The organism is Sorangium sp. KYC3313, from assembly GCF_052075895.1.
In the GTDB taxonomy this organism is placed as follows: domain Bacteria; phylum Myxococcota_A; class Polyangia; order Polyangiales; family Polyangiaceae; genus Sorangium; species Sorangium cellulosum_B.
Genome location: NZ_CP197255.1, coordinates 4,761,102 through 4,779,705, shown reverse-complemented (window position 1 = coordinate 4,779,705; position 18,604 = coordinate 4,761,102). Strand labels below are relative to the sequence as shown.

Sequence of the window (18,604 nt, the reverse complement as noted above, 5' to 3'; positions counted from 1 at the left end):
TTCTCGCTTAGAGCGCGCGCCTGAGAAGGGGCGCGCGCTGCGTCGTACGGAGCATCTTCGCGAGCGCACCCAGGTGCGCCAGCGTTGTCCCCGTCCCTCCCCCGAGCATTCGCGCGCCCGCCTCGATGAGCCGCGCCGCCGACACCGCCCAAGCATCGCAGATCTCGGCGGGCGCGATGCGTTCGGCGCCGTCCGCCTGCACAGATTCCGCGCCGAGCAGCACGCCGACCTGAACCTCGTGCGCGACGCCCTCGAGGCGCCGGAGCACGTTGAGCCCGAGCTCGGCCGACGGCACCTCGAAGAGCAGCGCGTCCGCGCCGCTGTCGAGGGCCGACCGGGCGACCTCCTCGAACCCCTCGCCATCGGCGGTGCGCCCTGCGCCGTCGAGCTCCACGAACGCCCACGTCGCCAGCTGCGTCGTGCTGGCGCTGACCACCGCCGCGCGGCGCGCGAGCCGCGCGACCGTGGGGCCCACGCTCGCTGCCTGGACTGGATCGAAGCCGCACGCGACGAGGATCTCGCAGCCTGCCGCCGCCAGCCTGGCCGCATGGACGGCGTAATCCTCCGCGATCCGGTCGGCCATGGGCGCGGCAGCAGTGTGGCCCAGGATACCCGCCACCGCCACGCGGCGCGCGGCCGCGCCCGCCGCCTCCGTAGCGAGCTCGACCGCGGTTCCGGTCAGCGCGGCGGCGCGGAACGCCATGCCGATGGGCGCCAGGGCGCGCGTCGTCGTCGCGGACGTGAGCGCCCGGACCACGTCGATCCCCAGCGCGATCTCCTGCTCGTGAAGCTCAGCGATCGCCCGCGGCGACTCGCGGAGCAGCCGGCCGAGGGCGGCGGTGGAGGAGACTGCGGTGCCTCGTCCACGGAGCGAAGCGAGCGGATCGCCGCTGATGATGAGCGGACGACCCACGGGAGGCCGAGAGGTGGAGGCCTCGAGCGCATTCACGTCCTTCGCTGCTTTCCAGGGCTCCTCTACCACCGGTCTATAAGGGGAAACTAGCCCAAGACGGCCCTTCCGCGTCGCGAAATGGTGCAGGCCAGCGGGCTGGAGCACAGCGTTCCACGCAGCGGAGTCGGGGACAACCTGACGGACGCGCACCGGCGCTCGGCGCGGCACCGGGGAGAAACGGGGGATCGGCCGTCACAAGGGGCTCCGCTTTGCCATGACCCGTCATGTGGCCGGGAGGCGCCGGCCCCCCACCCCTCGACCCCGGCGCGCGACGAACTTCCGGTCGAAGAGCCGCACCCGGCGGACGAACAGATCGAGCAGGAACACGACCATCGCAGCGTAGATGAACTGCTGCCAGAGCTCCTCGTGGAACGTCACCTTCTCCCCTGCCGGGTCGAAGATGGCCGCCACGCCGTTCGGATCGACCGCCCCGCCCGTCGACGTCGCGGCCTTCTCGAGGATCGCGAGCTCGGGCTCGAAGCTCGCGTACTCGCGGGGGTACGGGTTCGAGACGTGGCCGTAGCTGACGGCGACGGGCCGGAGCGAGCCGTCCTCGGCCTCGCGCAGGTGCTCCGCCCGCAAGAGGAACGAGCCGTACCGATCCAGCGCAAGCGCCGTCTCGTAGCGCCCCGGCGCGGTCTGACGCATGTCGACGACCCGCGTCGCGCCGCCCGGCTCGGGCCCGATGATGCTGAGCCGGGAGGTCAGGTTGTTCTCGAACCGGTCGTCGGCCCCGAACGCGTCGACGGACGCGCGCAGCTCGCCGTCGACGATCTCGGCCTTCATGTCGAGCTCGCGCCGGTGCTTCTGGCGCATGTGCTCGTGGACGAGCTGCCCCCAGAATTTCTCGAAGCCTGGCCACCTCAGCCACTCGACGGCCCAGCGCGCCTTGACGTCGGTCGTCCAGGCCAGCGTCCACCCGAGGCCGACGCGCCAGCGCGCGAGGATCGGCTCCTCGGTGTCGCTCGTGAGCAGCTCCTGGGCTGGCGGCGGCTTCAGCTTGGTCGAGACGTAGCCGTGCAGGTTGGGCGCCGTGCGGACGTCGACGCCGCGGAGGAACGCCGCGTCGCCGACCTGGGTCACCGGAAACCACTCCTCGACGGCGGCGGCGCGCGCCACCATCTCGGTCTCCTTGGTGAAGATCCGCGGCAGGTTGTTCGGATCCGGGACCGCGTGGAAGCGCCCCCCGCCCACGTCGGCGATCATCTTGAGCAGCTGCTCGTCGAGGTCGTTCCCGAGCCCCACCGTGGTCACGGTGATCGACTCGGCGATCATGGCGGACACGAGGTCCCGGATGCCGCCCGTCGACGCCTTGCCGTCCGTGAGGAGGATGACGTGCTTCTTGCGCGCCTGCGTGACGGTCATGTCCTGGTAGGCGGCGTCGAGCGCGGAGAAGATCTCGGTCCCGCCGCCCGGCTGGATGCGCGCGATCTCGCCGGCGATCCGGGAGCGGTTGCGCGCGGGCTGCATCTTCACGTAGCGGGTCGGCGCCGAGTCGAACGCGATCACCTCGATCAGATCGTCCGACGACAGGACACCGGCGGTCGCCTTCGCCGCGGCCTTGGCCATCTCGAGGGGCAGCCCGGTCATCGATCCCGAGCGGTCCATGACGAGCGCCATCGCGACGCTCGGCATGTCCTTCTTTCGCTCGTTGTCCATCCGCACCGGCAGGATCCGCTCGATGGTGGTGCGGTACCAGCCGCCGAGGCCGTACCCCGACTCGCCGCCGGCGAAGAGGAACCCCCCGCCGAGATCCCGCACGTAGCTCTCGATGATCTCCTGCCCCTGCAGGCTGAGCGCTTCCTTCGGGGTATCGGACACGATCAGGAAGTCGTAGCGCTCCATCTCCTTGAGGGAGCCGGGGAAGCCTGCAGGCGGCCTGACGTCGACGTCGAGCTGCTGCGCGGTGAGCGCGCTCGAGAGCGGGCCGGCGTGCTGCGGCGTCCCCTCGACGTAGAGCACCGACGGCCGCCCAGGCACGTCGATGGTGGTCGCGTACCGGTTGTTCTCCTTGAACTTGTCGTCCGCGATCTGGTCGAGCTCGAGCGCGTAGGTCACCTGCCCCGCGATGCGCACGACGCTCTTGAACACGACGTCGTTCGGCCCTGCCTTGAGCTCGAGGTCCCGGATGCCCTCGAGGCCGTTCAGCGCCTCCCCCTGGAAGAGCCGCGCGCGCGCCTTGGTGGCGCGGCTGGCGTAGATGTCGGCGTGGATCTCGAACGTCTCCCCGACCTTGACCCGGTCGGGCATCCTGAGCTCTCGCACCGCGACCTCGGGCGGCGCGGGCCGCCGGTACGGGATGGAGAACAGCCGCACCCCGACGTCGCGCGCCCGGTTGGCCTCGGCGAGCACGTCGCCGTCCGTCTGCACGCCGTCCGACATCAGCACGGCGCGCTTGAGGTAGCCGGGCGGATACAGCCCGTACGCGAGCTGCAGCGCGGCCTGGAGGTTCGAGCCCGCGCCGAGATCGCCGCGCTGCCCGTTCGCGTCGACGTGGCGGCCGATGGGCGGCGCACGCCGCTCCTCCTCGCGACCGGCCGCCCCGCCGGCCGCGCGCTCGGCGAGCCGCGGCCGCCGCGCGAAGGTGATCACCTTGATGACGCCGTCCTCGGGCTTCTCGGCGAACGCCTTGTCGAGCGTCGCTCGCGCGTCGTCGAGCGCCTCGTCCGTGACCGACTCGGAGACGTCGATGAGGTAGATGGTGGCGACCTTCTCCGTGGTCGCGGACCTCGCGAGCCGCGACAGCCCGAGCGCGATCAGCGCGACGAACGCGACCCGCAGCAGCACCGAGAGCACGCGCTGCGGCAGGGGGAGGTCGGCGAGGGATCCCGCGAGGACCCCGACGAACCAGGGCGCGAGCAGGATCGCGCCGAGCATCTTCGGGTTGAGGAGCTCGTACGTCACCCCCTCGCGCACCCACGTCAGCGTCGGATCCGGGTGCAGGAGGACATACCTCCGGTACGCCCAGAACAGGATCCCGCCGAGGGCGGCGCATGTGATGGCCCACGCGGCGATGCGCAGCCTGCGACCACGGAACGCGCTCACACCGTCACCCTCCTGTGGTACGTGAACCACTCGATCGCGGTCACGAGGAGCACCGCCGCGAGCAGGTAGACCCAGAGCTCACGGCGAACGCCGATCTTGAACTCGCTCACCGCGCCCGCGCCGCGGCCGTCGACCTTGAGCTCGGCGGCCGGGGCGATCGCGCTCTCCTCCGGCGCCGAGAGGTTCGCGGCGAACATGCTCTCCTCCTGCGCGCCCGCGGCGCCGACGCGCAGCGTGTAGAAGCCGGCGTGCTGCCCGAGGAACACGGCGCGCCCCTCCTGGACGGGGACCGCGCGCGTCGTCCCGTCGGGCTGCTCCAGGCTGGCCACCTCCGCGGACGAGGACGCCGGGATGTGCCAGACGGAGCCCGTGCGGAACGAGGAGATGTAGCTCGTGTCCTCCTCGACGAAGTTGTTGATCGCGTTCAGCAGGAAGAGCGGCCAGGCGATGCGGAGCGGGAAATCGCTCTCGCGAACGTCGAAGCCGAGCGCGACGAATTTCACGCCGCTGCGCCGCCCCTCGATCAGCAGCGGGCCCTTGTAGCTCCGGCCGACGACCCTGTCTTCCTTGTTGCCCTTGAGCACGTGGGCGCGCGCGACGTTCACGTCGCTGAGCGCCGTGTAGCGCAGGAGCGGGTGCTTCGCGTCGAGCTCGTCGAAGCCCAGGCGGTAGTTCGGGTCGTCGTCCAGGACCTCCTTGCCCACCTCGAACGGGACGCTGGTCCCTGTCGGGTTGAGGTAGAGCAGGCTCCCGCTCCCCGGCGCGACGCTCGGCGCCACGCCGTCGAAGATGGTCACGTCGAACGAGGAGGCCGCCGGGTACCGCTGCGGATCGACGAAGGTCACGTCGAGGTACTCGTCGAGGAGCAGCGCCGCCTCGAGGAACATGTTCCCCGCGGAGACGACCTGCACGCGCGCGCGGCGCCGCTCGGGGAGGAGCGCGTAGGCGCGGTTGTCCGCGGGGAGGTCGTCCGAGCTGCCGTCGGCCAGCGCGAGCTTCGCCTCGAGCGTCTTCGACGCGCCGGAGAGGTTCGGGTAGAAGCGGGGCAGCTTCTCCCTGGGCTTGAGCCGGATGCGCGTCAGATCCGTGAGCTGGCCGTCGCCAAGCAGCGACAGCTCGAGATCGAGGGGCTCGTCGCTCGTGTTGGTGACCTCGAGCATCACCTCGTAGCGGCTCTTGTCGAGCGGGTAGCGCCGCACCGAGAACTCGGTGATGGCGGCGTTCCTCGATCCCTTGCCGATCGGCAGGTACGAGAGCTTGATGTCGCCGAGGCGCACCTGCCCGCCGGCGTCGGTCGGCTCGCCGAGCGCGCCGTCGCTCACGACGATGACCTCCGGCGACGGGAGCCCGCTCAGGGTGTCGCTCGCGAAGCGGAGCGCGCGCGCGAAGTCGGCGGTGGCGTCGGTCGGCTTCACCGCCGCGACGGCCGCCTCGAGCTCCGAGATCTCTCCGGTGAGCGTCGACAGGGGCGTGATGGCCGCGTCCATCTGGGCCAGCAGCATGCGGTCGCTGCCGGAGAGGCCGCGGACCATCTTCCTGACCTCTTCCTTCGCGAGCTCGATGCGCGAGGGCGCGACGTCGATGGCCTGCATGCTCGCGCTCGCGTCGATGAGGACGACGATGTTGCGCCCCTCGACGAGGTTCGCCTGCGGGCGCGGATCCCCCAGCGCGAGCAGGAGCAGCGCGAGGAGCGCGAGCTGCAGCAACAGCGACAGGAGCCGCTTCAGCTGCGAGAACAGGCTCGTCGCCTCTTTGTCCCGGAGGATGCGCTCCCAGATCCTCGAGAAGGGGACCGCGACGGGCCGCCGGCGCAGCTTGAGGATGTAGAAGACGACGACCACGGCCCCGGCGAGGGCGCCGATCTGGAGCAGTGTCTGCAGCGGAACGCCGGTGAAGTGCAGCATCGCTACCGGAGGAAGCCGCCTCTGCGGAACACGCGAAGGATCAGCTCATCGAAGGGCACGGACACGTCCGCGCGGAAGTAGCTCACCTGCCGCGACGTGCAGAAGCGGCGGATCTCGTCGAGGTACTGCTCGTAGGCCTCGGCGTAGCGCTCGAGCACCTTGGGGGTCACCGTGACCTCGCGCTCGTCGCCGGTCTCGCAGTCGTAGACGCGCACGTCCCCGCGCAGCGCGGGCCGGGCCTCGCGCGCGTCGACGATGTGGAGCACGAACGGCTCGAACCGGTTGTACCGGAGGACGTTGATGCCGCGCTCGAAGCCCGCCGGATCATAGAGATCGCTGAGGATCACGGCGAGGCCGCGCCGCTTGTGCTGCGCCACGAAGGTCTTCATCGCCTCGCCGAGGTCGGTCGGGCCCTCGGCGCGCGCCTGCCCGAGGAAGCGGAAGATCCTGAAGATGCGCGCCTTGCCGCGGGTCGACTGCATGCGCCCGCTGATCTCGTCGGTCGCGGTGACGATCGCGATGCGGTCGAGGTTGGCGAGCCCCACGTACGCCAGCGCTGCGGCGAGGCGCTTTGCGTGCCGCAGCTTCTCGCCGTCGCCGAACGCCATCGACGCCGAGGTGTCGAGGATGAAGTAGATCGAGAGGTCTTCCTCCTCCTCGTAGAGCCGGATGAGGAGCCGGTCGAAGCGCTGGTACGCGGCCCAGTCGAGGTAACGGAAATCGTCGCCGGGCGCGTAGTCGCGGTGGTCGGCGAACTCGACCCCGGAGCCGGTCTTCTTGGTTCGCCGCTCCGCGCGCATCGCCCCCGAGAAGACGCGGCGGCTCACCATCGCGAGGTAGTCGAGCTTGCGCTGGAACTCGTCGTCGAAGAGCTCCTCGTCGGGGGCGCTCGCGGAGAGCGCGGAGAAGCGGCGCAGCGGCGCGGCGGCCCTCTTGAACGCGTCGAAGAGCCCCATGCTACCTTCGACGGCGCCTCATTTGCTCTCCGGAAGGTGCTTGAGGATCGCCTGCAGCACCTCGTCGGTCTTCACGCCCTCCGCCTCGCCCTCGAAGTTGAGCAGCACGCGGTGCCGGAGGGCGGGGAGCGCGCACGCGCGCACGTCGTCGACCGACGCCGCGAACCGCCCCTCGAAGAGGGCGCGGATCTTCGCGGCGAGCAGCAGCGCCTGCGCCCCGCGCGGCGACCCGCCGAACTTCACGAACCGCTTCACCTCGTCGAGGCTGCCTCCCTCGGCGGGGTGGGTGGCCTGGAGGAGCCGCACCGCGTAGTCCTGGACGTGCTTCGCCACGGGCACCTCGCGGACGAGCCGCTGCATGGCGATGATCCGCTCCTTGTTCAGGACCGGCCGCACCTCGATCGCGTCGGTGCCGGTCGTCCGCTCGAGGATCGAGTTCAGCTCGTCGCGGCTGGGGAACGGCACGTGCAGCTTGAAGAAGAACCGATCGAGCTGCGCCTCGGGCAGCGGGTACGTCCCCTCGCTCTCGAGGGGGTTCTGCGTCGCCAGGACGAAGAACGGCTCTTCCAGCGTGTAGCTCTGCCGCGAGACCGTGACCCGGTGCTCCTGCATGGCCTCGAGGAGCGCGCTCTGCGTCTTCGGCGTGGCCCGGTTGATCTCGTCGGCGAGGACGATGTTCGCGAAGATCGGCCCCTTGCGGAACGAGAACGACCGCTGCCCGCCGGCGTTCTCGTCGATGACCGTGGTGCCGATGATGTCCGCGGGCATCATGTCGGGCGTGAACTGGATGCGCGAAAACTGGAGCTCGAGCGCCTCGGCCATGGTGCGGACGAGCATCGTCTTGCCGAGCCCCGGCACGCCCTCGAGCAGCGCGTGCGAGCCCGCGAGCATGCACGTCAGCACGCCGTCGACCACCTCACGGTTGCCGACGATGACCTTCCCCACCTCCTCGCGCAGCTCTCCGATGCTCGCGCGGAACTCGTCCACCTCGGCCCGCGCTGCTTCCTTCGTCTTCTCGGCCATGACTTCCTGCTTCGCGCCCGCTGTCGCGGGGCGCCTGGTGAGGCGCGGTCGCGTTCGAGCCGCCGGCTCGACTCACTCGCGCGGCCTGATGAGCTGGAAATACCGGTTCACGTAGAACCGGTATCCATCAGGGATCTGATCCTTGTTGATCTGCTGCTCTGCGACCGTGTGATAGTCGGTGAAGACCTTCTTGTAGCCGGTCCCCTTGAACCCCCGCTCGGCCGCGCTGAGGATCACCTCGCTGTTCGAGGGCCCTTGCTGCGTGTCGAGCCCCTGCGCCTGGACGTCCTGGGTCCCCATCTTCGGGTCGGTGCGCTTGCCCGCGATCTCGCCGCCACGGCCGGAGCCGACGCCGTCGCCCCCGGGCTGGTTGCCGCCGTTGCTGTTGCCCTGGCCGCTCCCCGGCCCCTCCTGCCCCTGCCCCTGCCCGCCGCCGGGCATCAGGATCTTCTTGCCGCCGGGCCCGATCACCAGCTCCTGCCCCTTGCCCTGACCGCCCTTGCCCTGACCGCCCTGGCCTTGCTGACCGTCCTGGCCTTCCTGCTCGCCGTCGCCCTGCCCCTGCTGGCCCTGCCCCTGCTGCTCCTCGCCGCCGCCCTGGCTGCCGCGCGCGCGCTTTCCGAAGCGGAGCATCCTGGCCATCCGCTGCTTGCCCCCCTGCCCTTGCTGGCGCACGAGCTCCCGGAGCTCCTCGAGCCGCTGGCGCAGCTCTTCCTTCTCCTGCTCGGACATCTCCTCCTGCTGCATCCGGTTGATGTCCTCGGCCGCCTGCTCGAGATCGTCCGCTGACATCCCGAGGTCGCGCATCAGATCCTCGGCGGCCTTGGCGAGCTCGCGATCGAGCCGGTCGAGCTGGCGCCCGGTCCGCTCCTTCTGCTCGGCCTCGCGGTCGAGCCGCTCCAGCTCGCGCTCCTTCTTCTTGAGCAGCCTCTCCTGCTCGGATCGCTGCCGATCGTTCGCGGAGGCCTTCTGCTTCTGCTTGAGGAGCTGTTCGCGCGCCTCGGCGCGCTTCTCGTTGATCGCGGCGAGGGCCTCCTTGCGGCGCGACGCCGCCTCGGCGAGCGCCTTGCGCAGCCGCTCGATCTCGGCCTTGTCGAACTTCTGCTTCTTGTCGCGGAGCTTCTCGGCGAGCTCCTTCAGGTCCTTCTTCGCCTTCTCGAGATCCTTCTTCTCGAGGGACTCCCCCACGCCCTTCGCCAGGTCGCTCTTCTTGAGGTCGAGCCCCGTCTCCTTCAGCGCCTCTTCGAGCGCCTTCAGGTCGGCCTCCGCGCCCTTGAGGAGCTCTCGCTCGAGCGCCTCCATGCGGCGGAACGCCTCGGTGCGATCGAGGCGTTTGTTGGCGATGTCCTCGATGAGCTGGTTGAACCGCTCGACCGCGGACTTCATCTCCGGGCTCTGGTCCTGTCGATCGAGCGCCTTCGCCGCGTCCTTGAAGAGCTCGATGTCGTCGGGCGACATGGTGAGCGCGTCGATGGTCGCCGCGACGGGCGCCTGCTTCCGCGGGGTGCGCACCTCCAGCAGCGCCACCGCGAGCACGCCGAGCCCGACCGCGGCGGAGGTCCACAGCTCGCGAGGGAGCGCGAGCGGCGCGGCGCCGGCGGGGCGCAGCCCTGCGGCGTGCTCGCAGGCGTCGTCGATCGCCGCCTCCATCAGGGGGGTGCGCTGCGCTGCGGGCAGCGCGTCGAAGGCGAGCGCGATCGTCAGCCGGTCGTGGAGACTGTGGTGCCGATCGAGGGCAATGGTGCCGGCGCGGGGAGGCAAGCGGCGCAGCATCGCCACGACGAGGGTGGCCAGCACGAGCAGCCCCGCGCCGAGGAGGAGCTGGCGCGCGCGCGGCTCGCCGAGGTACGCCGGGAGCGCCTTGTGCACCGCGAGCGTCCCGGCGGCGAGCGCGAGCGCGAGGGTCAGCGCGCTCGGCAGCGCGCGCAGCGCGCGCCCGAACCGGAGCCTCAGCTCAACCGCGAGCGCGGCGCTGCGAATGCGGTCCAGTTGCTTCGTGCGAGAGTCGCTCACGGTGCTCAGCGCTCCGGGCGCCCCCCGCGGGGGCCCTCGAAGGGGAAACGTCGCAGCATTGTACCTGCTGACGGGTCAGGCGCCCGAAAGTTCCTGGGAGGCTGCGCGCGACGTACGTGGGAGGCTGCGCGCGACGTACGTGCGAATGACGCGCGGCGAGCCCTGATGATTCCCGTGCAGGGCAGCCTCTGCGCTCAGCGCGCCGCCGGCATGAGCGCGCCGCCGGCATGGATGCGCGCTGCCGGTGGTGGGTGGGGGTCTTCCCTCGGGGCGCTGCTCGGACGGCTCTTCTGCGCCCGGCTCGGCGGCGGCACGCGTACGTTGCGTGGGAACGAGGTGACGGGCCACTGCGCACGGCGCCCGCCTCGGATTGGATCACTTCATCGACTTCTTCTTGGACGCCGCCTTCGTGGCCGCCGGCTTCTTCGCCGCCTTCGCGGCCGGTTTCTTCGCCGCGACCGGCTTCTTCGCCGCCTTCGCGGCCGGCTTCGCGGCCGGCTTCTTCGCCGCCTTCGCGGCCGGCTTCGCGGCCGGCTTCTTCGCCGCCTTCGCGGCCGGCTTCTTCGCCGCCTTCGCGGCCGGCTTCTTCGCCGCCTTCGCGGCCGGCTTCTTCGCCGCGGCCGGTTTCTTCGCCGCCTTCGCGGCCGGCTTCTTCGCCGCCTTGGTGGCCGGCTTCTTCGTCACGGCCGACCGCTTCGCAGCCGCCCTGCTCGCCATGGCACCGTTTGCCGCCGACCTCTTCGCCCCCGTCGCCCGCTCTCTGGAAGACGGCAGCTCCGCGGCTTCACGCTCCTCGCCAACCGCGCTCGCCTGAGCCCTGGCGCCGTTCGCATCGGGAACCTGCTTCGCATAACGCGCGAGCGTCTCGCGCACCCGCGCGTCCAGTTCCCCGAAATCGAACGGCTTGTTCAACCAGGCGTCCGCGGCGAAGAGCGGCGAGGTCATCTCGTTCAGGTTCTCGCCGATCCCGGTGAGCATGATGACGCCGGTGCTCGCGAACGGCCGTCCGTCGGACGTGTCGCTCTTCAGCCGCTTGCAGATCTCCCAGCCGCTCATGCCGGGCATCATCACGTCCAGGATCACCAGATCCGGCCGGTGCTCACGCGCGAGCTCCCAGGCGGCATCGCCCTCGGAAGCCTCGATCACAGAGAACCCTAGGTTCCTCAGGTGACGCGCAACGAGGCTCAACATCGCCGGTTCGTCTTCGGCCACCAGCACCCGGGGCGGCATCGTGCTCGCGGAAGGCATCGTGGATGCGGATGAGAGTACGTGCGCGCGAACCGGTCAAGAGAGAACGAGAGCGCGCGGCCGCGGCGAGCGCTCTTCGTCGCCGCCGCCCGTTCGCCAGCCTCCCGAGCGACCCCGAGCGCCCGGGAGGATGCGCTCACGCGGCGCGCGCGAGGGCGATCTTTTCCGTCTGCCCCGCCGCGTAGAAGCGTCGCAGCGCCGCGAGCAGCTCGGCATGACGCCCGTGGCGGGCAAACTCGGCCTCGAGTCGGCCCGCGAACCGCGCCGCCAGATCGTTCGCGATCCGGTAGCGGTCGCCGGTCTCCGTGCCCGGCGGATCCATGAAGGTGACCCGCTCGAAGAGATGGGCGCGGATCCGCGCGGCGCGCTCGGGCTCGAAGCGCCCCGCCCCCGGCGGGGCCGCCTCGTGGCGGCGCCGGAGCGGCGGGCCTGGCGGCTCGACCTCGTCAGCCAGATCGCCATGGACGAGCAGCACGTATTTGTCGACCTCGGCCTGGAGCTCGAGCTCGAGCTGGGTCGCCGGCAGCTCCCTGCGGGCCCGCTCGGCCACATAGAGGAAGTGGCTCACGCCCTCGACGATCTGGCAGATCTCGTCGAACGTCCGCTCTCGCCCCCGCGCGATCGCCCGGCGGGGCAGGTGCAGCGCGATCTCGATATCCCCGTCGGCGTACCGGATCAGCAGCGCTTCGCGTGCGCTGCCGTCCGTCAGCCGGATGAAATCGTCGACCGCGGGCGCGTCATCGAGCGCATAGGTGCGCGCCAGGTGCTGCTGGATCCGGGACGGGAAGGTCGCCCCCCGCATCAGTTGAGCCCGCCCGTACCACGGCTCGGCACGAGCCCTCGTGCCCCGAGCTCATCCGCGAGGCGGCTCGATCCCGTACGAACCCAGCGCTCGTACAGCCGGAGCACCGAGCGCTCGTCCCGGGCCCCCGACGCGAGCGTACCGTCGGCCACATCGTTCAGGACGCTCACGAACCGCTCGAATTTCTCGGCCATCTCCGAAAGAACATCGGGCCCCTGGCCGACGCGCGCATTGAGGCGCAGCATAGCGGCCGCATGGTGGTAGGCGGTCGACCCGACCCCGACCACGTAGCCGCGATCGACCCCCTTGAGCTCGATGTGGCCGCCGAAGAAACCGACCACGTAGAGCACGCTGTCTCCCAGGTTACGCAGCCGCTGGAAGCGCTCGGCTCCGGAGGCTTCCAGCGCGTCGCGCAGAAGAAAGGTCAGGGGCTGGTTGAAGGCAGACTCGGCATGCTCGTCCGGGTGAGCAAAAGCACAGAGCAGACCGACGAGGTAGCTCGACGCCGCCTCGGTGGCGGCGACGTTCCGAACTCGGAGCGCCTCGTCCACAACCTCCTGGAAATAGCGGGTCATGCTCGGGGACAGAGAGATCGCTTGGCTCACAGCGGCACCTCACCTCTGCGGGTGCCCTGGATACCGACGTAACCCGGGCCACCGCGCGCTCAGGTCAACCAGACACGTCCTGACGGCCTCCCTCGGGCTGGAGGCCCTGAGGGCATCGCGTCACTGTGCTGCCGCAGCTTTGCCCTCATAAGCGTATTTTAGCCGAGGGGCTCCGCCGAGCCCAGCCTTGTGCCACGCACCTTCCCCTGCGATCTCCAGAACTTACAGCCACCTCTGCGCCTGGCTGCCAACACGCAAAGTGCCGGCCTGGAGCCACTCTTGACACCCTCCAGGGGGTGGCTATCTTCCGCGCGCTCGCTAGCACTCGCCTCAGGTGAGTGCTAGCAAAGTGCCCAGACTGCAACCGTAGGGGGCCTTCCGGCGCGCTCCGTCGCGCCGGCTGGGTCTCGCCGTTCGTGGGACGCGGCGCTCGTCCCCGGAGGACTTGCAAAGATGAAGATTCGACCGCTCCAGGACCGCGTGATCGTTCAGCGCGTGAAGGAAGAAGAGAAGACCAAGGGAGGTCTCTACATTCCGGACACCGCGAAAGAGAAGCCGATCGAGGGGACCGTCGTCGCCGTCGGCAACGGCAAGGTCGCCGAGGACGGTACCGTGCGGAAGCTCGACGTCAAGGAGGGCGATCGCGTCCTCTTCGGCAAGTACTCGGGCACCGAGGTCAAGATCGACGGCGAGGAGCACCTCATCCTCCGCGAGGACGACATCCTCGGCGTGATCGAGAAGTGACGCGGGCGACAGAAGGAACTTAGGAGAGACACCATGGCAGCCAAGGAAATCATCTACAACGAGTCCGCCCGCAGCATGATCCTCGCGGGGGTCAACGCCCTCGCCGACGCGGTCAAGGTCACCCTCGGCCCGAAGGGGCGCAACGTCGTCATCGAGAAGAGCTTCGGCTCGCCGACGGTCACCAAGGACGGCGTGACGGTCGCCAAGGAGATCGAGCTCGAGAACCGCTTCGAGAACATGGGCGCCCAGATGGTCCGCGAGGTCGCCTCGAAGACGAGCGACATCGCCGGCGACGGGACGACCACCGCGACGGTGCTCGCCCAGGCGATCTACCGCGAGGGCTCCAAGCTCGTCGCGGCCGGGCACAACCCGATGGAGATCAAGCGCGGCATCGACAAGGCGGTCGAGGCGATCGTGGCGCACCTCCACAGCTCGGCCAAGCAGACGAAGGACGCGAAGGAGATCGCGCAGGTCGGCACGATCAGCGCGAACGGCGACGAGACGATCGGCAAGCTCCTCGCCGACGCCATGGAGAAGGTCGGCAAGGAGGGCGTGATCACGGTCGAGGAGGCCAAGAGCGCCGACACGACCCTCGACGTGGTCGAGGGCATGCAGTTCGACCGCGGCTACCTCTCGCCGTACTTCGTGACCGATCCCGAGGCCATGAAGGCGAACCTCGAGGACTGCTACATCCTCATCTCGGAGAAGAAGATCTCCAACATGAAGGACCTGCTCCCGGTGCTCGAGGCGATCGCCAAGAGCCAGAAGCAGCTCCTCATCATCGCCGAGGACGTCGAGGGCGAGGCGCTCGCGACCCTCGTCGTGAACAAGCTCCGCGGCACGCTGCACTGCGCGGCCGTCAAGGCGCCGGGCTTCGGTGATCGCCGCAAGGAGATGCTGAAGGACATCGCCACCCTGACGGACGGCCAGGTGATCGCGGAGGAGCTCGGCCTCAAGCTCGAGAACGTCACGATCAGCGATCTCGGCCGCGCCAAGACCGTCATCATCGACAAGGACAACACCACGATCGTCGGCGGCCAGGGCAAGAAGGACAAGATCAAGGCCCGGCAGCAGGAGATCCGCGCTCAGATCGAGAACACGACGAGCGACTACGACCGCGAGAAGCTCCAGGAGCGGCTCGCGAAGCTCGTGGGCGGCGTCGCGGTCGTCAAGGTCGGCGCCGCGACCGAGACCGAGATGAAGGAGAAGAAGGCCCGCGTCGAGGACGCGCTCCACGCGACCCGCGCGGCCGTCGAGGAGGGCATCGTCCCGGGCGGCGGCGTGGCGCTCATCCGCGCGCAGAGCTCGCTCGAGAAGCTCAAGGTCAACGACGAGCAGCGGTTCGGCGTGAACATCATCCGCCGCGCCATCGAGGAGCCCCTCCGCCAGATCTCGGCCAACGCCGGGGAAGAGGGCTCGATCGTCGTGCAGAAGGTGCGCGACGGCAAGGACTCGTACGGCTACAACGCCGCGTCGGGCGACTACGGCAACCTGCTCGATATGGGCGTCATCGATCCGGTCAAGGTCGTCCGGTCGGCGCTCCAGAACGCGGCCAGCGTCGCCAGCCTGATGCTCACCACCGAGGCGCTCATCGCTGAGCGGCCGAAGGAGGAGAAGGCGGCGGCTGGTGGCGGCCACGCGGGCCACGGCCACGACTTCTGATCGCGGCGCGCCGCGCTGACCGCTAAGCCCGGCGGGCGAGGGCCGGCTTCCTCCTCGGGAAGTCGGCCCTTCGCCATTTCGACTTCCGGCGAGCCGCGGCGCATGATCTGATCCGGCGCAGGTTCGCGATGAGCACCCTGACTACCGAGCGCCTGGCGCTCACCCCGGTCTCGCTGCCCCTGCTCGAGGCGGTCATCCGCGGAGATCGCGCCGAGGCCGAGGCCCTGTCCGGCGCGCGCTTCCCTGGCGCCTGGCCCGGGCGCGCGCTCGTCGAGCGCGCCTTCAGCTCGCCGCTCGACCGGCTGCGCGACGATCCAGAGGCGTTCCTGTGGGGCACGCGGCTGATGGTGACGCGCGAGCAGGAGGAGCGCGTCGTCGTCGGCAGCGTGGTGCTGAACGGCCGGCCCGACGCGACCGGCACGGTGGAGATCGGCTACGGCGTCGAGGGCAAGTCCCAGGGCCAAGGCTACGCGACGGAGGGGTCGCGCGCCGTCCTGCGCTGGACGCTGCAGCAGCCGGGCGTGAGGCGCGTCATCGCGACCACGCCGGCCTGGCACCGCGCGTCGCTCCGGGTGATCGAGAAGCTCGGGATGCGCCCTGCTGGAACGCTCGATCACGACCTCCTGGGCGAGCTCCTCGTCTTCGAGCGCTACCCCGAGTAGCGCCCCTCCGTCCACGGACGGGGCCCGCCCCGGCGCCGCTCACCCTCCTGCGCGGCTCACGCCGCCGCGCGGGTCGCGCCGACGAGCCCACTCGCACAGGGTCATGCCCGCCGCGATCGCCACGGGGTACGAGTGGTTGATCCCGTACATGGGGATCGCGATCACGTCCTCGCACGCGTCGAGCAGCGCCTGCGGCAGCCCGTCATCCTCGCTGCCGAAGAGGAACACGAGCCCGCGGGGGAACGGCGCCTCCCAGAGGGTGCGCCGCGCGTGATCGCGCTCCACGCCGATGAGCGGGCGGCCGCGCGCCGCTTCGAGGAAGCTCGCCTCGTCGGGGCACTCGACGATGGTCTCGTACTTCTGCATGCCCATCGAAGCGCGCTCGTAGTAGGGCTCGGTCCCGATCAGGAAGATCTCCCGCACCAGGAACGAGTGCGCGACGCGGATGATGGCGCCGATGTTGAACGGGTTCTTCGCGCGGCAGACGGCGATGGAGAAGTCGTTCCGCAAGGGGGCGAGCTCTTCGCGGATCTCCCGGGTGGTGAGCCCGAAGGGCGGGATCTTCACGGCGCGCTGGCTCCCCTACTCGGCGGCGAAACGATCGAACAGCGGATAGATGGGCCCCTCGTGGACCCTGATCCGCTCGGTCGTGCCCGTGGCGTGCTTGACCAGGAGCACGAGCCCGGCGCGCGGCACGGCGTCGAGCGCGCCCCGGATCGCCGCGACGGACATGCGCCGCAGCGGCTGCCCGGCGATCTCCAGCACCTCGTCGTCCTTGCGGAGCCCGGCGCGCTCTGCAGGTCCGCCCTCCATGGTCCGCGAGATGAATGCCGAGCCGGAATGCAGCTGGTACCAGAGGCCGAGGCCGAGCTTGGCGTGCGCCGGCTGGAACGCGAGCGTGAGCGAGCCGCCCGCGTCGAGCTCGATCTCGATCTCGCCTGCGGCCCGGTGCGTATCGCTCGGACGGCCGATGTCGCGCACCCCGATCGGCCTGTCGATGAGCGGATCCGCTTCCCAGACCTCCACCCGGAGCCGGTCCTCGGGCAAGATCAGGAAGTTGCCGCTGGGTCCTTCGGGCCAGGTCGGCTCGAGCGTGTTCGCTTGCTCCGCCGTCCGAAAGATCTCCGCGCCGTTGACGAAGACGCGGACATAGGGGTCCGGGAGGCCACCGACGCCGGAATCCCAGGCTCGGCCGTCCCGAGTGCGCTCCGGGATTCTCGCCCGGACGACCCGCAGCCATCGGACGTTCTCGGGCGGCGGAGGATGCAGCTCCTGGCCTGAAGGAGGCTCGTGCAGGCGGGTCGAGAGCTCGGGATAGAGCGCCGAGCAGCCGCCCGCGGCGAGCGGCGTGCCACCTGCAGCGAGCAGCAGGATGAACGCGGGCAAGCAGAGCGATAGCGCGCGATGCCGTTGGAGGTCCAAGATGGCGCCATTTTTGGCCGGAGCCGGCGTCAGCCGCAACTAAACCGTGCTATTTCGGGCGCCCATGCAGGATCAGCCCGTCATTGCTACCAGCGACCTCAGCGCGCACGTCGGCAGCACTGTCGTGCTCCGCGGATGGCTCTACAACAAGCGATCGAGCGGCAAGCTCCACTTCCTCGAGCTGCGCGACGGCTTCGGCACCGTCCAGTGCGTGATGGCGAAGAGCGACGTCGGCGACGAGGTCTTCGCGGCCGCCGACAAGGTCACCCAGGAGAGCGTGATCGATGTCGTCGGCGAGGTGAAGGCGCACCCGAAGCGCGCCGGGGTCTACGAGATCGCCGCGTCCGGCTTCCGTGTGCTCGGCCCCACCGCCGGCGAGTACCCGATCTCCCCGAAGGAGCACGGGACCGACTTCCTCATGGATCACCGCCACCTCTGGCTGCGATCGAAGCGGCAGCACGCGATCTTGCGCGTTCGCCACACCATCATCCAGGCCATCCGCGACTTCTTCGACGGGCGCGGGTTCACGCTCGTCGATGCGCCGGTCTTCACGCCGAACGCGTGCGAGGGGACGAGCACGCTGTTCCAGACCGACTACCACGGCGAGAAGGCGTACCTCACCCAGTCGGGGCAGCTTTACATGGAGGCGGCAGCGGCCGCGTTCGGGAAGGCGTACTGCTTCGGGCCCACGTTCCGCGCGGAAAAGTCGAAGACCCGCCGCCACCTGGCCGAGTTCTGGATGGTCGAGCCCGAGGTGGCGTTCATGGACCTCGCGGGCGACATGGACCTCGCGGAAGATTTCCTCTGCTTCATCGTCGAGCGGGTCCTCGAGCGGCGCCGCCCCGAGCTCGCGGTGCTCGAGCGCGACGTCGGGAAGCTCGAGGCCGTCAAGAAGCCGTTCCCGCGCATCCACTACGACGAGGCCGTCGCCATCCTGAACGAGGCGCGCGCGGAGAAACGTAAAATGGCCGGAGAAGCCGAAATTCCCGATTTTCCCTGGGGAGAAGACTTCGGTGGCGAGGACGAGACGATCATCTCCGGCCGGTACGATCGCCCCGTCATGATTCACCGCTATCCGGCTCGGGTGAAAGCCTTCTACATGAAGCGCGATCCGACGGACGACCGGCTCGCGCTCTGCGTCGATGTCCTGGCGCCGGAAGGTTATGGAGAGGTGATCGGGGGCGGGCAGCGCGAGGATGATCTCGCCACCCTCGAGCGGGCAATCGAGGCGCATCAGCTGCCCCCCGAGGCGTTCGGCTGGTACCTGGATCTGCGCCGGTATGGCACCTTCCCGCATGCGGGCTTCGGGCTCGGCGTCGAGCGGAGCGTCGCCTGGATCTGCGGTCTGCCGCACGTGCGCGAGACGATCCCGTTCCCGCGCATGCTGAATCGGCTCTCGCCTTAGTGCCGCGCGTCAGAGATCCTGCCGGAAATCCCGGGCGCCGCTTGGCAGCGCCTCGTTCACGGCGCGATGCGCCACGGCGCCGACGCGGCGGGCCGTCGCGTGCGAGCGTGGAAGCGTGGGAGCAGACGAGGCTAGCCGCTCCTCGCGCGCACCCACGCGTC

At 69.9% G+C, this 18,604-nt stretch carries 15 protein-coding genes; 4 read left to right on the top strand and 11 right to left on the bottom strand.

The window, feature by feature from the left end; all coding sequences use genetic code 11:
• Nucleotides 1-7 precede the first annotated feature (7 nt).
• From ACSRUE_RS18770 to ACSRUE_RS18730, 9 genes are all read right to left on the bottom strand, one after another.
• The gene (locus tag ACSRUE_RS18770) at nt 8-1,057 is read right to left on the bottom strand and encodes a homocysteine S-methyltransferase family protein (RefSeq protein ID WP_437765566.1); all 1,050 of its coding nucleotides are present in this window, start codon (nt 1,055-1,057) and stop codon (nt 8-10) included.
• 117 nt (nt 1,058-1,174) lie between these two features.
• Nucleotides 1,175-3,997 carry a VWA domain-containing protein gene (locus tag ACSRUE_RS18765; RefSeq protein ID WP_441292176.1) on the bottom strand — a complete coding sequence of 941 codons (2,823 nt, stop codon included), beginning with the start codon at nt 3,995-3,997 and terminating at the stop codon, nt 1,175-1,177.
• Nucleotides 3,994-5,901 (bottom strand): vWA domain-containing protein, encoded by a 1,908-nt coding sequence (locus ACSRUE_RS18760; protein ID WP_441292175.1) that lies wholly within the window; start codon nt 5,899-5,901, stop codon nt 3,994-3,996. The genes ACSRUE_RS18765 and ACSRUE_RS18760 overlap by 4 nt, the downstream gene beginning before the upstream one ends.
• Nucleotides 5,902-5,903: 2 nt before the next feature.
• Entirely contained in the window at nt 5,904-6,857 is a 954-nt protein-coding gene (locus ACSRUE_RS18755; protein ID WP_441292174.1) for a DUF58 domain-containing protein, read from the bottom strand.
• An 18-nt stretch (nt 6,858-6,875) separates the two neighbouring features.
• A complete protein-coding gene (locus ACSRUE_RS18750) occupies nt 6,876-7,880 on the bottom strand; it encodes an AAA family ATPase (RefSeq protein ID WP_012238534.1) in 1,005 nt (334 codons plus the stop codon).
• A 72-nt stretch (nt 7,881-7,952) separates the two neighbouring features.
• Nucleotides 7,953-9,893, bottom strand: coding sequence for a hypothetical protein (locus tag ACSRUE_RS18745; RefSeq protein WP_441292173.1), 1,941 nt, complete (start codon nt 9,891-9,893; stop codon nt 7,953-7,955).
• 375 nt (nt 9,894-10,268) lie between these two features.
• A complete protein-coding gene (locus ACSRUE_RS18740) occupies nt 10,269-11,084 on the bottom strand; it encodes a response regulator transcription factor (RefSeq protein ID WP_441292172.1) in 816 nt (271 codons plus the stop codon).
• A gap of 193 nt (nt 11,085-11,277) precedes the next feature.
• On the bottom strand, nt 11,278-11,943 hold the full coding sequence (locus ACSRUE_RS18735) for a hypothetical protein (protein WP_437765561.1): 666 nt from the start codon (nt 11,941-11,943) through the stop codon (nt 11,278-11,280).
• Nucleotides 11,943-12,548, bottom strand: coding sequence for a hypothetical protein (locus tag ACSRUE_RS18730; protein WP_437765560.1), 606 nt, complete (start codon nt 12,546-12,548; stop codon nt 11,943-11,945). Before ACSRUE_RS18730 ends, ACSRUE_RS18735 begins: the two co-directional genes overlap by 1 nt.
• Before the next feature lie 453 nt (nt 12,549-13,001).
• Between ACSRUE_RS18730 and groES the strand changes: the two genes are divergently transcribed.
• From groES to ACSRUE_RS18715, 3 genes are all read left to right on the top strand, one after another.
• Complete coding sequence (gene groES / locus ACSRUE_RS18725; protein ID WP_012238539.1) at nt 13,002-13,292, top strand: co-chaperone GroES; 291 nt, start codon at nt 13,002-13,004, stop codon at nt 13,290-13,292.
• 33 nt (nt 13,293-13,325) lie between these two features.
• Nucleotides 13,326-14,954, top strand: coding sequence for a chaperonin GroEL (groL, locus tag ACSRUE_RS18720; RefSeq protein ID WP_441292171.1), 1,629 nt, complete (start codon nt 13,326-13,328; stop codon nt 14,952-14,954).
• Nucleotides 14,955-15,082: 128 nt separating this feature from the next.
• Nucleotides 15,083-15,616: a GNAT family N-acetyltransferase gene (locus tag ACSRUE_RS18715; protein ID WP_437765558.1), complete on the top strand. Its 534-nt coding sequence runs from the start codon at nt 15,083-15,085 to the stop codon at nt 15,614-15,616.
• A gap of 39 nt (nt 15,617-15,655) precedes the next feature.
• On the opposite strand, the gene ACSRUE_RS18710 is transcribed toward ACSRUE_RS18715, so the two are convergent.
• Nucleotides 15,656-16,183, bottom strand: coding sequence for a TrmH family RNA methyltransferase (locus tag ACSRUE_RS18710; protein WP_437542947.1), 528 nt, complete (start codon nt 16,181-16,183; stop codon nt 15,656-15,658).
• Between the two features lie 15 nt (nt 16,184-16,198).
• Entirely contained in the window at nt 16,199-17,038 is an 840-nt protein-coding gene (locus tag ACSRUE_RS18705; RefSeq protein WP_441292170.1) for a PDZ domain-containing protein, read from the bottom strand.
• A gap of 64 nt (nt 17,039-17,102) precedes the next feature.
• Here ACSRUE_RS18705 and asnS point away from each other — a divergent pair, with 64 nt between their 5' ends.
• The gene (asnS, locus tag ACSRUE_RS18700) at nt 17,103-18,443 is read left to right on the top strand and encodes an asparagine--tRNA ligase (protein ID WP_441292169.1); all 1,341 of its coding nucleotides are present in this window, start codon (nt 17,103-17,105) and stop codon (nt 18,441-18,443) included.
• The last annotated feature ends 161 nt before the right edge of the window (nt 18,444-18,604 follow it).

Excerpts from the sequence above, each read along its gene's own strand:
- ACSRUE_RS18760 (WP_441292175.1), bottom strand. The coding sequence starts at position 5,901 with ATGCTGCACTTCACCGGCGTTCCGCTGCAGACACTGCTCCAGATCGGC.
- ACSRUE_RS18755 (WP_441292174.1), bottom strand. The coding sequence starts at position 6,857 with ATGGGGCTCTTCGACGCGTTCAAGAGGGCCGCCGCGCCGCTGCGCCGC.
- ACSRUE_RS18750 (WP_012238534.1), bottom strand. The coding sequence starts at position 7,880 with ATGGCCGAGAAGACGAAGGAAGCAGCGCGGGCCGAGGTGGACGAGTTC.
- ACSRUE_RS18740 (WP_441292172.1), bottom strand. The coding sequence starts at position 11,084 with ATGTTGAGCCTCGTTGCGCGTCACCTGAGGAACCTAGGGTTCTCTGTG.
- ACSRUE_RS18735 (WP_437765561.1), bottom strand. The coding sequence starts at position 11,943 with ATGCGGGGGGCGACCTTCCCGTCCCGGATCCAGCAGCACCTGGCGCGC.
- groES (WP_012238539.1), top strand. The coding sequence starts at position 13,002 with ATGAAGATTCGACCGCTCCAGGACCGCGTGATCGTTCAGCGCGTGAAG.
- groL (WP_441292171.1), top strand. The coding sequence starts at position 13,326 with ATGGCAGCCAAGGAAATCATCTACAACGAGTCCGCCCGCAGCATGATC.
- ACSRUE_RS18715 (WP_437765558.1), top strand. The coding sequence starts at position 15,083 with ATGAGCACCCTGACTACCGAGCGCCTGGCGCTCACCCCGGTCTCGCTG.
- asnS (WP_441292169.1), top strand. The coding sequence starts at position 17,103 with ATGCAGGATCAGCCCGTCATTGCTACCAGCGACCTCAGCGCGCACGTC.